This is a genomic window from uncultured Sphingomonas sp., assembly GCF_937871615.1.
In the GTDB taxonomy this organism is placed as follows: Bacteria; Pseudomonadota; Alphaproteobacteria; order Sphingomonadales; family Sphingomonadaceae; genus Sphingomonas.
The window spans coordinates 36,015-50,372 of the sequence record NZ_CALMPA010000046.1; the positions used below are offsets into that span (position 1 = coordinate 36,015).

Consider the following 14,358-nt stretch of genomic DNA (forward strand, 5'->3'; position numbering starts at 1 on the left):
GCTTTCCCGGACCCTCACCGCATCCCAGATCAAAGGACGTTGGACCATGAGCAAGAACACGGCTGCCCGCAGCGTTAGCAGCTTTTCCGACCTGCCGGAACTCTATGCCGAACTTACGGCGACCGATGCTTTCGAGGCGTCATTCGGCGACCCGATGCCCCTTTCGATTGTCGAATTTGGCGACGAACCCGGTGAACACTACATGCCCGATCCGCTGGCCGCGCAGACGGAATGCGGCGGAATCATCGCGTCGATGTTCGACCTGTTGACCGACACGCGCCTCGAACCGCTTGCCCCGGAAATTGCGTGGGGAATGGTCAACAGCTTCCATTTCGTCGCGACGAAACTGGAGCGCGAGGAAGATCGGCTTGCCGACCAAATCCGCGAGATGGCGCGGCGATTGGAGCCGGGCGAGGTATTCACCAAGGAGCTTGAGGACAAGCAGCTTGAATGCCAGTCGCTGGCCGAGCAGCGTGCCGCCGTTGAAGCGATGCGCGATTACGCGGCGGCGACGTATCTGGCATGTTCCGGCCGCGCGTGGTCGCCCTCGAAGGGATCGAAGGCAAGCGAGGTCACAACCGCCAGCCAGATCAACGCGCTCGACTTCCTGCGCGCCCGCGCCGAGAAGCGGCGGGAGCGTTACGAGCCGCAAGGCCCTTGCGTCGTCGTTTCCGGCCCCGGCGACTGGCACGACTGGAAAATCATTTATGCCCGGCTGGACGAGATCAAGCGACGCATCCCCCACATGGTTCTCCTGTCCACCGGCGGGCGCACGGGTGTCCCCGCAATCGCCGCGTCGTGGGCGGCAAGGGAAGGAGTGCCGTGCGTCGTGTTCGGCCTATATGGAACCGGCCGGGGGCGCGCGTTCAAGCGCAACCGTGAAATCGTCGCCAAGTTTCTCCCGGTTGAGGCGCTGCTTTGCGAAGGCTCGGGAATCCAGTCGCACCTCTATGACCTGCTCAATCCACAAAGCGGGCGGCGCGTTCCAACCCACGTCATCATGCGAGCCGATCAGGCACCCGATCAGCCCAAGCGTCCGACTGGCCGGTTCGTCTGGTGTCCGCCGCAACCGAAGCGGGGGCTTCACATGATCCCGCGCGACCAACTGGTCGAGATTTAATCTAACCCCCTAATGACGCCGCCCAGCGCGGCAACGATTAGGCCGATGCGGCGGGAGCCGTATCGGCCTTTTTTTGTGCTCGCCACCGCCGCGCCTCGCGGCGCGGCGGGGCATCACATCCGGGGGAGCGCGGGAGGGGAAGCGCCCCAGTCAGGATTTGGGAGGCGCGGCTTTCAGCGCCCCCACGGCGGCGGCTCCGCCCAGCTTCAGCACCAGCCCCAGCGCCTCACGAAATTCCCGCTCGCCGATCTCCTCGACCGGCATCGCGACCACAATCGCGGCATAGCGTTCCCGGACGCGTTTTTGCGCCGTCTCGATTTCATCGGCGATCTTGTCGCGCTTGGCGACCAGATCGGCGAGCTTCTCGCGTTCCGACATCTTGGGCATAATCAGCGTTCCTTCATGGTCGCCGATCCGTTCGCCGTCGCCCTTGTCGCATGAGCGCGCCCGCGCGGCAATCTCCCACATTTCCGACCCGGCAGCGATGGCCGCCCGCAGCGTTGAGGATATGGCGCAGCGCCAGAGTCGCAGCGGGGAGGGGACGCACGCCCAAGGGCGGGTGTAATGCACCCTACGCACGGGTGCTGCGAAGGAAAATCACGGTATTCCAATGCATTGTTCTGGCTGACACGTCTGCCGACTTTTCGCGATGCTGGCAGACGTGTCTGCCAATGGCATTATTCGTCCCCGAGAATCCTTGGATTTCTGCCGTTTCTGGCCGGCAGACACGTCTGCCACCCCTGATTTTCTTGTGATTTTGGCGGGTCTGCGCTAGATTACATCTGCTTCAGGACCGTCCTGGCGAAGCTCCATCAGGAGCCTCGCCTTGGCCCGTGTTACCATCCGCATCGATGATGCGCTCCACGACCGTCTTCAACGCCGGGCGCGTAGTCTCCACCTTACAGTCGCCGAGCTTCTTCGGCCCGCCATCGATCAGGCCGCGGACCCGCGCAGCGGTTATGTCTATACGACGCAGGACGAGATACTGTCCGGGGTCCTCCAGACCCTCGCCATAGTCGCCGCATCGATCCGCCGGCGGTCGCCGGAGGCGCTCGAAGAGGGGATGGCTGATGCCCGGCAGATGCTCCTCGACCGGGGCCTGCTCCCTCCGGAGCAGCGGTCATGAGCATATTCCGCAACGACACCTTGGGGTCGTGGACGCGCGGGGGTCAGGCGATCGTCCACAACGTCCGCATGACCACCCAGGTCTTCATGCAGACGATGATCGCCGGGCTCGCGCTCTGGGTCATGGGCACCTGCTGGTATGCCCTCGAAAAATCCAACGACTATCAGCGGTTCGTCCTGGTCAAATTGGTGGAGGCCGCGTTCAAGGTTGATGCCGCGCCGGGGACCAACGACCCTGTTTCGTTCCGCACCCCGGACGGACGGCAATACTGGACCTCGGCCGACGCTCTTTTCGAATCCGAGATCGGGAAGAAATCCCTCCACAAGCTTGAGCAGGACCTCATCCACGGCGCCGCGATCGCCGGGGCCGGCGCACTCGCCGCGCTCTTCTGGGCGTGGTTCTATTTCACCCGGACCGGGAAGGGGTTGGGGTCCAACGAGTATATACGCGGCGCCCGCTTCGGCACTGCCTGGCAACTGCGTCGCGCCCTCTGGAAACAGAAGAAGGGCAGCTTCAGCATCGGCGGCGTTCCGGTGCCCGAGGCGTTCGAACCCGAACACTTCCTGATCTGCGGCGCTCCCGGAACCGGGAAAACCAACCTCATCACGGCGATGCTCGAAGGCATCCGCAAGCAGGGGAAGCGGGCGATCGTCTATGATACCGCGGGATCGTTCGTCGAGAAATTCTACCGGCACGGGCACGACGTGCTGCTCAACCCGCTCGATGAGCGGACGGACATCTGGAGCCCCTGGGTCGACGTCCCGCACGAATATCAATATGACCAGATCGCGGAATCCACCATTCCCGACAAGCACGGCGATCCCTTCTGGTCGAAGGCCGCGCGAGGGACATTGGTGGCGGTCTTGCGCAAGCTCGCCCGGCAAAAGCATACCCTTATCTCGATCCTGCTCGAGCGTGTCTTGCGCTCCCCGGTCGCGGATCTCGCCGCTTTCGTAAAGGGCACCGACGCGGCCGCTTTCATTTCGTCGGAGGGTGAGCGGACGTCGGCTGGTATCCAGGCCGAGCTCGCCTCCGTGATGCGCAGCTTCTCGTATCTCGACGACACCACCGACGCCTTCTCGATCCGGAACTGGGTGGAGAATGAGGAGGATGACTCCTGGCTGTTCATCACGGTCAAGGCCGACCAGCTTCCATCGCTCCGCCCCCTGATCACCGTCTGGCTCGACATCGCCATCAGCGCGATCATGAGCTTGAAGCCCGACCGCGAACGTCGCCTCTATTGCGTGATCGACGAGTTGCCGACGCTCCAACGACTGCCTTCCCTCGGCGATTTCCTCGCCCGCGCCCGGAAATATGGCGGATGCGGCATTCTCGGGTTCCAGTCCTATCCCCAGCTCAACGCCACCTATGGAAAGGAGGATGCCGCCGCCATCACGGGCTATTGCTCGACCTGGGTGGCGATGCGGGCCAACGACACCGATACAGCGGAACTGGTCTCGAAGAATCTGGGCCGCGTCGAACAGGTCGAAGCCAACGAGGGGATGAGCTACGGCGTCAACGACATGCGTGACGGGGTGAACCTGTCGCGCATGCAGGTCACGCGTCCGCTGGTGATGGACACGGAGATCAACAATCTCCCGAACCTCACCGGATTTCTCCGGTTCGGCCGCAACCTGCCGGTCGTCCGGTTCCGCGATCGCGTCAACCCAATTCCAACCGTCTGCCCGGCGTTCGAGGAACGAGCCACACCCCCGAAACGGCTCCCAGCGGGCAAGACCATTATCGCGCACGTCCGGGCCGCTGCCCAGAAACGCGCGGTTGCCGAGAAGGAGCAGGCCGAGCTGCCCAACTCGGCGCCGCCTCAATCGACGCAACAGCCTGATCTCTTCGACCAGGCTTCGCCGCCGCCGGTAGTCGATCCCGATCCAGATGCTCGCGAGCCTTTCCCCGGTGAAGAAGATCGCGACGTCGCTTCGCCGGATCAGGCGCCACTGGCGTCCGCCGTGTCATCTGGCCCCGTCGCGTTTCTGGGGGCGGCGCGCGGGCGGATGAACGTGCCGCTTGAGGCCCATGCCCGGGCGAGCGGTCCGCGTGATCCGGCGAGGCCGGCATGATCCACCCTCATCGCATGAAGGGCACGCCCGCGAACATCGCCCGATATTACACGATCGGCGACTATTATACGAAGGGCAACGAGGAGCACAGCGAATGGGGCGGCAAGCTTGCTGCTGACCTGGGCCTTGAGGGCAAGGTCGACCCTGCGCAGTTCCAGCTTCTGCTTGCCGGAAAAATTGGCGACCAACAGCTAGGGCGCCATCGCAAGGATGGTCAAATCCAGCATCATCCCGGTTGGGATTTCGCGATCAGCGCCCCGAAATCGGTTTCGATCATGGCGCTCGTTCTCGGTGATGAGCGGATTATCGCCGCTCACGAGAGGGCGGTCGGCGTCGCCATCCGCTATCTTGAGGAACACGCGGAACTACGTCGCCGCGTGAATGGCGAGGTTGTCCACGAAACAACCGGTCGGCTGCTGTTTGCCCGCTTTACCGAGCATTCGAGCCGCGAGCTCGACCCGCATCTCCATACCCATGTCGTGATGATGAACATGACCAATCACGGCACCGGCAGGCCCGTGGTTAGTCTGGAAACCCGCGCGATGTACGCGGAGCAGATGGCCGCAGGGCAGGTCTATCGCAATGAGCTCGCCCACGACCTGCGGCAGATAGGCTGGGAGATAGAGTTCGATCCGCGCAAGGGACTCTTCGAGATACGCGGCGTTCCCGGGGACCTTATCCGCGACTATTCCCAGCGTGCCGAGCAGATCAACGCGCATGCCCGTGAGCATGGCAACGAGGGACAGGCCCAGCGGGTCAGGTCCTTCTATGCCACCCGCAGGGCAAAGGCGAAGGTGGGGCTGGAAGACCTCCATCAGCAGTGGGCAACCCGCGCCGGCTCCCATATCGAAACCCTGAAGTCCGTGGCGCGCGAGGCGGAGCGGGCCGAAGGAGCGCCGCGTGAGGTCGATCCTCGTGCGCCCGCGCGCGCGGCGGCGTTCGGAATCCGCCAGGTCGAGACGCGCGAAGCGGTGAACAATGTCGGCCGGATTTATCGGACCGCGCTTGCGTCGCACGTCGGGGAGGTTCGCTTCGACGATGTGCGTCCATTGATCGCGGCCCAGGAGGCGGCCTTCAAGCTCCTTCGGACGCATCGGCAAACGGGCGACGAACTGCTTATCCGGGGAAGAACGAGCCTTCGGTCGGTACGCCGCGAACTCGCGCTTTCCGAACACCTCTCCCTCGCGATGGGCGACGTCCGGCCCGCGGCGACGCCGGAAAAGCTCGACGAGGCCGCGAAAGCGGTCGGCCTCACGCGCGATCAGACCAGGGCGCTGCACGCGATCGCGGCGGGGACGGACCGCGTTGTCGGCATCCAGGGCGTCGCCGGCGCGGGCAAATCCACGCTGGTGAAAGCGATGGTGCTGGCCGTCCGATCCGATCATGAGGTGATGGCGCTCGCGCTCGCGCCAACTTCGTCCGCCGCATCCGGGCTGGGCGTCGACGCGGGAATCCCGTCGCAGACGGTGGCCGCGATCCTTGAGACCGGCGGTCGCAACCTGACCGATCGGCACATCCTTGTTCTCGACGAGGCCGGACAGCTCGGCAACCGTCAGGCTATGCGATTGCTGGAAATCAGCCGCGACACCGGCGCGCGACTGATCCTGCTCGGTGACACCAAGCAGACTGGCGCGATCGAGCAGGGAAAACCCTTCTGGCTTTTGCAGCGGCTCGGCATGCCGACCAGTCTGCTCACGGAATCGATCCGGCAGGATGCAAGGGCGATCAAGCTCAAGCAGGCGGTGATGCTCGCGCGACAGGGCGAATATGCCGGATCGATCGCGTCGCTCGAACGGGTCACGGCCGGTGATACGGCGGAAGCGCTGGCGAAGAGCCTCGTCAAGGACTGGACCGAACTCAAACCCGCCGCGCGCGCCACGACAAATATCCTGGTGCTCGACAACGCCACCCGGCTGATCGTGAACACCCAGATCCGTCAGGTGCTGAAGACGGAGGGCGCGCTCGCGGCTGAAGAAGCGCGCCTTCAGGTTCTCACCCCGGCGGGTATGACCGAACAGGAAAAGCATTTCGCCCGCTTCTATTCGGGCGGCCAGGTCATTTTGTTCGCGCGCGACAATGTCGGGTTGGGGATCGCTCGCGATACCGAATATCGCGTGGTCGGGATCGGACGCGACAACGACGGCCGGCAGATCGTCCAACTGGTCGACCAGAACGGTCGCGTGATCGACTGGAATCCTCGCCTTGGAAAGGCTGGGCGGGTCAACGTCTTCCGGGCCGAGGATAGGGACCTCTCGCAAGGGGACCGGATCCAGTGGCGCCTCGTGAACAAGGACCTCGGTATCAAGAATGCCGAGCGGGGTACGGTCGAGAAGCTCGATGGCAGCGTCGCCACGATCCGATGGGACCGCGGCGACCCGACGCAGGATGTCGACCTCGGCAAGCACAAGACATGGGACCACGGCTATTCCGAGACCGTCTATTCCGCGCAGTCAAAGACCTATTCGCGGGTCTATGTGCTCGCGCCCGTCGGGTCCGGCCTGGTCAACGGCCAGAACTTCTACACCGCCATCACGCGCGCCCGATACAGCGCGAAGCTCTGGACCGAAAATCCCTCACGCCTCGCGGAGAAGCTGAAATCCAATAGCGGCGAGAAGACCTCGTCGATCGAGGGATTGGGCCGGCTCCGCAAGGACAGCCACACCGTCCGCGGCGAGCGTCACAGGGACCGGCTCGACAAAGCGCGCGCGGCCCAGGTTCGCGAGCGGGAACTCCGCAGTGTCGAACGCGAAAGGCGGGTGCAGGAGAAGATCCAACCGCAACCGCCGCGCGAACCCAGGACACTCGGCGAGCTGCTCGCCAACCGCGCCCAGGAGGGCGCGCTGGCGATCGAACGGTTCCTTCGCGGGACGCTCGCACGCCAGTCCAACCGCTTCGACGACCGCCAGGGTGAGCGTGAGCCATCGGCGCCGACCCCCACTCATCAACCCCAGCCCGACCATGGCCATGCCGACCGTGGCGGGCGCGATCGATAGGAGACTGAAATGACGATCGTGATACTTGTCCTTGCCGGGCTCGCGACGCTCGCCTGGTTGCTGCGCCATTACAGGGTTCCGATAAAGCACCGCTGGCGACGGCGGCAGGCACGGGTGATGTGCACGCAGATGCGCGGCCGCGATCGCCATCAGCCGGCGACCCTGCTCTACGCCCGGCTTCGAGCCATGGACCCGCTCGCCTTTGAGGAGCTTCTGCTGGAAGCGTTCGAGCAGCGCGGTCATCGCGTCGTGCGTAACCACCGGTATACCGGCGATGGCGGTGTCGACGGCGAAGTTGTGATCGAGGGCATCAGGTTCCTGATCCAGGCCAAGCGTTATAGGGACAGCATTCGCCCTGAACACGTCCGCGCATTCGGCGAATTGTGCGCGCGGCAACGGCGTCCCGGCCTGTTCATCCATACTGGGCGGACCGGGAATTTAAGCAGGGAGGCGATCGGTGCCACCCCGTACGTCACCATCATCTCAGGGCGCACGCTTCTCGCGTTGTTGACGGGTACGGATTGTCCGCTCCCATCGCCGTATCCGGCTCGGCGCGGCGAGCAGCCTGCGGCGAGGGGGCGGGCGCTATGACGAATTGGCAGTATCTCGCCAGTGCAACCATCGGCGCTATCGCGGCGTCCGTCCAACCAGCGGTCGCCATGACCCAGGCCCATTCGGAAGATCCAAGGGTCGTCGCGTGCGTGCGGCAAGCTGCACGAGGCCACGATTGGCTGGAAAAGACGCTATGGGGCTTGCGCTATCAGGAGGCTGGCTGGCTGGGGGCCGAGGTAGCGAATACGAACGGTACTCATGATCTTGGGCCGCTTCAGATCAACAGCTCATGGGTGCCGCGCATCGCCAGATTGGTGGGGCGCCCGGAAAAGCAGGTCCGCTATTGGCTTCGCTACGATGCCTGCTTCAATGCGGACGCCGCGCGCTGGATATTCCTGTCGGCGCTGCGGGCGAGCGGAGATTATTGGAAGGCCGTCGGCATCTATCATAGCCCGACCGGCTGGAGACAGCGCGCCTACGCGGCCAAAGTCGCTGGACATATGCGCCGCGCCTTTGGCCCCAATGTCTTCGCGCGTCGGGCCGGCGCAGAACCAACTACGCCGTCTGAATAGCGGAATCCTGGGATATTGGGGCACGGTTATCCGTGAGGCGACATGGACCGAGAGCGATTGATGGTCGCTAACAGCAGAACGAACAATGGACCGCTTTTAGGAAACTATCCCTGCTTGGTGTTACTGAAGTGGCGGGCAGTCGCGACCGGCAAGGGTGATGTAATTAAGTCGATATCGATTGATTTTGACTAAATATCGCGCCAATTTGCTATTCTCTTAGCTTGATCCGTGCTATCCTTCTTCCGAAGGAAATCTCGGAATGTCGGGCATTAGCAACAGTAGCATTGCGATGAGCGCACCCGCCGCGCCCGTGCGCCGGGCGGCGTCCTTCTGGTTGTGGCGGCCGTGGTACGCGAAGCTCTGGTGGTCCGCTATTCCGATCTGGTGGCTTGGGATGATGATCGCGTCCCGCGTTGATCTACTCGGTAATCTATATGGCAGCGCTTTCGGCGGATATCTCAACGTCCTCTTTTTCCCAGTGACCGCTCTTATGGTTTTGGGGGTTGGCTGGGCGCGTGAGATGCTGAAGTCTTTCCCGGCGACGCCAATCAGTCGAAGCAACCGAGCGGTGGCGGACGATCAGGTTCGGAACCTTGAGGAATCGCACATTGTCGCCGCGCGATCTCTGGACGCTGCAACCGACATATATGATCCCGAATCCGGCGCGCTCTACGTCGGCAATCCGCTGAGCCACCAACATGTAGGGCAGCGCTAGCGCTTCTTGAAACTGCTATCGCCGTCCTCAGGGCTGTTCGGCAAATCAGTCGAGAAGCGGCCTCTTCCAAGGATTGATCGCTGCTCAATCGAGGTTAGGGGGCCGGTTATATCGGAGGTTGCCCGAGCAGTATCGGCATCACCAAGATATTGATTTCTCAGGCCGTCGGTTCCGAGAACACGATTGGACAACTCGCGGGTGAATGCCGCTTCGGGACGCCCCGAGCGCGCAGCGGAGCGCTCGGCCGCCGCGATTGCTTCCCTCACGTTGTAATTGACGATATCGAGGTTGGCCTGGGCCGTCTCATTGGAAATACCCATATCGGAGCTGGAGATGCCAAGGTGCGCTCCAAGACGGGATGAAGTAGACTGAACTTTTTGGGGAGTCAGTGTTGCCTTCGCGTCTTTGCCCTTTCCGGCCCCTTGTCCTCGGCCGCCGGAAACCTCGGATTCGGAAGTACCAATCCCGCCGCCCACATCGGCGCCAACCTTGGTTCCCATCGCAATTTGATCCTGCGCTGAACGCGATATCCCTCGTTGCCATCCAGTCTGGGCGATAATCGCCTGGACATCACGCGTAAGGGTGTCGGCGACCTGAGGCTTCAGCCGCCAGTTGCCGTGCCTGTCCATCTCGAACCCGCCCCGCAGCCAGTTCTGCATCATCGCCTGGCCCTCCGCACCGCCACCAAGGAAATGCTCGACCGTATCGGGGCCGGCCTGCTTCCCAGCCTCAAACCGCGTCGACGTGTCGTTCCGCGCGGATTGCTGATAGCCGACGGAACTGGACACCAGCACATCGTTGCTGGCGAAACTGAATCGCGCGCGGCCGCCGTTGGCGATCGCGCCTAGCTGGCTCTCGTTGATCAGTCCGCCTTTCCACATCTGTGCAGCCGTCGCAGGCGTGAGGTTTAGGCTGAGATCGCCATTCTGCGCCGTCGCGATGTCTCGCTTCGACAGATCCACCCCATGGTCGCGAAGGAGCTTCTGCATGCGCGTGAGGCGTTCGCTGTCGACGATCCTGGACAGCCGATCGTTGCGCGCGCGATCGGCAATGCCGGCAGCGCCGCCTTCGGCCATGTCGGTCTGGTTCCCCGCTCCTTGCGAGAGCGTCCGGATAAAGCTGTCGAGGCGCGCTGCCTGTCGCACCGACATACCAGCCGCGGCCGCACCTTCCGCAAAGCCCGCATTGTCGGCCTGCCGACGTTGTTCGCCGGTCCGCGCCGACGAGCGCGTCCCATCGGGGCCGACCTCGCGCTGCGCACCGAGTTTGCCGGAGCGTTCGGCGAAATCGTACCCGGCCGCCTCGCGCGTCCGGCCGTAAACGCTGGTGCCTTCGCGGGCGGCCTCGGCCGTGGCCCCATCCGCCGTGCCGACCTGCGTCGCGGCGTTGTAGGTTTCGAGCGCGCGCAGGACCTGTGCTTCGTTTCGTCCCATTGCACGGGAGAGCTGGGAGATCGCCGTCGATCGCGCCTCGCCGGACAGGTTGTTGATGAACCCGATCCGCTTGGCGGTTTCCTGCACCGGCAGGCCGAGCATGGCCGCGGCCTGTCGCTCGCCGGCGTTGTTGCCGGTACGGTGGGCTTGCTCGGTGGCGACGTTGCCGCGCTCGATCCGCGCGACGTTATCACCGGCGAAGTCGCGCCGACCTTCCATCGCACCGACCTGCACCTGGGCGCCGGTAAGGTCGTTCCGCAGCATCTGCTCCTGGTCGAAGGCATTCGCGGTGAGCTTGGCGAATGTCGGATCAGCGGACGCCTGCGCAATGACCGTCGACGCCTTCAACGCCGCGTCGGAGCCGTCGTAGCCGGCGCGCTCGAAGTGGCGCTTCGCACCCTGCATCATCATGTCATAGGCCCGCTGGTCGCCGAACGCCCGCCACTGGACCATGCGCTGCGCGAACGCCGCAAAAGCCCTCTCGCCCGTTTGACCCTCACCAAAATAGTCATGGCCGAGCGCGCGGAGCGCATCCTTCTCGGCGAAACTGTGGATCGCGGTGGTCGCGGCATTGTCCCTCACGGCGCGGATCGTGGCGGGATCGGAAAGGCTCCTGCCGGACAGCGCGGGAGAAAGTCCGCCGAGTTCGCGTGCCGCGTCTAGCCCGCCAAGGCCGAATGCCGCCGTTCCGGCTGCTCCGCCGCCGTGCTCCCCGATATAGCGGCTTGCCGCGCCAAATGCCCGATCCGCGCTAAAGGTCGAACGCTCGCCAAAATCCCCGAAGGTGGAGGACGACTGCGCACGCGCCATCGTGCCCGAGGCGGAGGCCTGCGCCTCCAGCGCGCCGGCATAGCCTTCGCGTGTCCCAAGCGGCGCGGCGGCGGCGGTTCCCTGTCCCTGAACGCCCAGCGCGCCGCTGGTGAAGGCGGTGAACACGTTGCCGGAGAAGCGGAATACGGTGAACACAAACGCCCCGGCGAGTCCGGCGGCGGCGGTGCGGAAGCTACCGAAGATCGCGAGCGCCTTCATCGCTGCCGAGGGCGCGAGCATCCAGGCGTTCACACCGAGATTATTGGATCGCATCTCCGCGAGCACATCGGTCGCGCGGCCGAGGGTGAGCTGATAGATTCCGGCGTCGATCACGCCCCAGAGAGCCACGAAAACGAACAGACCCAGCGCGAAGCTGGCGACGCGCAGGTTGATGGGCGTCAGTATGAACATGAGCGCGATGGGCATCATGAACAGCATGATGCCGAACACAGTGGCGCGTATCGTCGGCATCCATTCATTGGCGGTGGACATGGTGGCGAGGCCTCCGGACACCACCGCGCGGTTCGCCATGACGCGCGCCGCGGTCGCCGGGCTATCCTCGAAGAGCACATCCCCGACGCTGTTGCCGAGCATCACGTTGGTCATGAACTGCTGGAGCGACAGCGGTGTGCCCATCATCATCTGGCCCATTTCGCCGAGGTTCGAGCGGCAACGCTGAAGCTGGGCCGCGTTGGTGACGTCGTAGCCGGTGCGGGTGCAGACCTGCGAGACATAATGGTCGAACAGCGCGGGCTCCGAAAGCCTTGTCGAGATATGCTCCCACGCCTGCGCGCACGTCATCGTCGTTCCGCCCTTGTCGGTCGGCGTATAGACGGTGCTGAAGGTAGCCGGGCCAGCCATGGCCGCGAACGCGTCGGGAAGATCGGTCGTCGTACGATAGAGCTGATCGTCATCGACGCCGTAGGCCGGCGACACGCGCGCGACGGGATAGCATTGGCGGACGTAATCCTTGATCGTCGCATCGAGGAAGGTGTCGGTCATCGGCCCGTGCGGGCTGGCGGCGTTGAGGAACAGGTCGAAACTATGGCCGCCGGCCCCGAATTCCAGCTTGGCGTTGGGATCGGTGGTATTGTCGTCGATCACCTCGGCCAGCGCGCGCTCCATCATGTTGGTCATGCCCGCGACGATCACGATCAGGTTGGGGACGCTGCCGACCGCTTGGTAGGAATTGCGGACCCGGTCATAGACGTGGACTGTGCCCGTCGTGGCGACGAGGCCGACATAGAGGCCGATGCCCACCAGCATCTGGAACCCGAACGCGAGGATGCCCATGCCCGATCCCCGGACGCTCGCCAGTAGCGCGCCGAGCGAGATTCCGGCCACCGCGACGATCAGCACCAGCGTCTCATAGCGCGGATCGTGGAAGATCATCGCCACCAGACGAAAGGCATCGACGGTTTCAGCGAATCCGTCATAGGTGTGGAAACTCGCATCGACGGCGAGCGCGGGCGTGGCGAAGACGAGGGCGACCGCGGCGAGCGCGATGCGGACAATCCGGGGCATGGGCGTCGATCCCGATCAGCGGTTGCTGTTGGCGGCGGCGCCGGCGGCGTCGCGCGCGTCGCGATCGCGCTGGCGCACGACCCCGGCATAGGTCGCGGAGAGATTGGCCTGGTTGAGCGCGGCCATATACGACTGGCGCATCTGCGCACGCTGGCGCAGCACCTCGTCCCGCAGATCGCGAAGCTGATCGATGCCCTTGGTCAGGATCCGGGTCTGACAGACCTTGGCGTTGGCGGCATCGCCGGCGCCCGCGGCGGTCACCCCGCGCTCGGCATTGGTCAGCGTGAAATCGATGCTGCGCGTGAGATCGTTCAGCATCTGATAGGCGAGCGTCAGCGCGACGAGTTCATCGGTGTCGGCGATCACGCTGTCGACGACGCCTTGTCGTATGCCCCATTCGAGCAGACGGTAGATCGGGAGCGTCCTGACGTTGGCGACGAACTGCTGTTCCTCGGGGGTCAGCGCGGCGCGCGTCCTGATCTTGAGGGCAATGCTTTCCATGCGCGACCTTGCGAGCACCAGCGCGCCCTTGCCGGAGCCGTTCACCGAGCAGTCCGCCGAGGTCGGAGGAACGCTGAGCGCGCGTGTCTGCACTCTCCCGGTCAGGAAGTCGTCGATACCCTCGCTATCCTGATGGGGGCAGGCGGGAATAGCAGAGAAGATCGGCACCTTGTCCGCCGGATCCCAGCGCATATAGACGTCGCCGACACGGGCACGCATGACGCCCGCCCAGTCCGACGCGCCGACCCGCGCCGCCGCGTGCGCAAGAAGGGATCCGGATTTGAAGATCTCCGTCACCTCGGGCGGGCAATTGTCCAGTGCGTCCTTGAGATCCTCGGTCGGGCTGTTGGCGTTCGCCTGAATCTTTTCCCGGCTCTGCTGATAGCTCTTGGCGAAGCCTTCCTTCACCGACTTGTAGCCGGTCATTTCCTCGATGATCCCAGACATGTTGTCGTCGCCCTTCGCGATCTGCACCATGCGGTTGGCGAGCCGGCAGTCGTTGACCTGGATCGAGTTCAGGAAATTGGTCGCGGCCTCCATCTTGCTGATAATATTTCCCATTTTTTCGTCTAAAGTTTCCAACAAGTATTGAAACGCGACGGCTGGCGCTGCCTGAAGGATGCTTTCGAGCTTCTGGACGAGATAGTCCGGATCGAGGAACGACATGCCGCCGAGGAACATGTCGATCCCGCCGCAGCCCGCTTTAACCTTGGGCAGCGTGACGCTCATCAGATAGTCATTGTGGACGTCGACGCGGCCGGTCATGCCGCCGGCCGTCAAATAGCCCCGCGTCTGGTCGTTGAAGCTGCCGGGGTTGGTGTAGGTCACATTGTCGAACCACGTCTCCGCCCAGCTTTGCGCCGACGCGGGCGAGGCGGAGGCGGTGAGCGCGGCGGCTCCGGCGAACAGCGTCAGGCGTGCGCGAACGTTCGGCATG

10 protein-coding genes are annotated in these 14,358 nt (G+C 64.0%); 7 read left to right on the top strand and 3 right to left on the bottom strand.

From position 1 onward, the window contains the following. The first annotated feature begins 46 nt into the window (after positions 1–46). Positions 47–1,120 carry a DUF2493 domain-containing protein gene (locus Q0316_RS13050; protein WP_298673176.1) on the top strand — a complete coding sequence of 358 codons (1,074 nt, stop codon included), beginning with the start codon at positions 47–49 and terminating at the stop codon, positions 1,118–1,120. Between the two features lie 150 nt (positions 1,121–1,270). On the opposite strand, the gene Q0316_RS13055 is transcribed toward Q0316_RS13050, so the two are convergent. After that, positions 1,271–1,588, bottom strand: a complete 318-nt coding sequence (locus Q0316_RS13055; RefSeq protein WP_298673178.1) for a hypothetical protein — start codon at positions 1,586–1,588, stop codon at positions 1,271–1,273. A gap of 358 nt (positions 1,589–1,946) precedes the next feature. On the opposite strand from Q0316_RS13055, the gene Q0316_RS13060 reads away from it, so the two are divergent. The 6 genes from Q0316_RS13060 to Q0316_RS13085 all read left to right on the top strand — a co-directional run bounded on the left by Q0316_RS13060 (position 1,947) and on the right by Q0316_RS13085 (position 9,153). Then, a complete protein-coding gene (locus tag Q0316_RS13060; protein WP_298673181.1) occupies positions 1,947–2,246 on the top strand; it encodes a ribbon-helix-helix protein, CopG family in 300 nt (99 codons plus the stop codon). Then, positions 2,243–4,321, top strand: coding sequence for a type IV secretion system DNA-binding domain-containing protein (locus Q0316_RS13065; RefSeq protein WP_298673183.1), 2,079 nt, complete (start codon positions 2,243–2,245; stop codon positions 4,319–4,321). The genes Q0316_RS13060 and Q0316_RS13065 overlap by 4 nt, the downstream gene beginning before the upstream one ends. Next, positions 4,318–7,314 (top strand): MobF family relaxase, encoded by a 2,997-nt coding sequence (gene mobF / locus Q0316_RS13070; protein ID WP_298673186.1) that lies wholly within the window; start codon positions 4,318–4,320, stop codon positions 7,312–7,314. The genes Q0316_RS13065 and mobF overlap by 4 nt, the downstream gene beginning before the upstream one ends. A gap of 9 nt (positions 7,315–7,323) precedes the next feature. Further along, the gene (locus Q0316_RS13075) at positions 7,324–7,905 is read left to right on the top strand and encodes a restriction endonuclease (protein WP_298673189.1); all 582 of its coding nucleotides are present in this window, start codon (positions 7,324–7,326) and stop codon (positions 7,903–7,905) included. 68 nt (positions 7,906–7,973) lie between these two features. Beyond that, positions 7,974–8,438, top strand: a complete 465-nt coding sequence (locus Q0316_RS13080) for a lytic transglycosylase domain-containing protein (RefSeq protein WP_298673928.1) — start codon at positions 7,974–7,976, stop codon at positions 8,436–8,438. Positions 8,439–8,697: 259 nt separating this feature from the next. Continuing rightward, positions 8,698–9,153: a hypothetical protein gene (locus Q0316_RS13085; RefSeq protein WP_298673191.1), complete on the top strand. Its 456-nt coding sequence runs from the start codon at positions 8,698–8,700 to the stop codon at positions 9,151–9,153. On the opposite strand, the gene Q0316_RS13090 is transcribed toward Q0316_RS13085, so the two are convergent. Both Q0316_RS13090 and Q0316_RS13095 read right to left on the bottom strand, forming a co-directional pair. Further along, positions 9,150–12,920 (bottom strand): conjugal transfer protein TraG N-terminal domain-containing protein, encoded by a 3,771-nt coding sequence (locus tag Q0316_RS13090; RefSeq protein WP_298673195.1) that lies wholly within the window; start codon positions 12,918–12,920, stop codon positions 9,150–9,152. The genes Q0316_RS13085 and Q0316_RS13090 overlap by 4 nt on opposite strands. Positions 12,921–12,935: 15 nt before the next feature. Next, positions 12,936–14,357: a conjugal transfer protein TraH gene (locus Q0316_RS13095; RefSeq protein WP_298673198.1), complete on the bottom strand. Its 1,422-nt coding sequence runs from the start codon at positions 14,355–14,357 to the stop codon at positions 12,936–12,938. Between the last annotated feature and the right edge of the window lies 1 nt (position 14,358).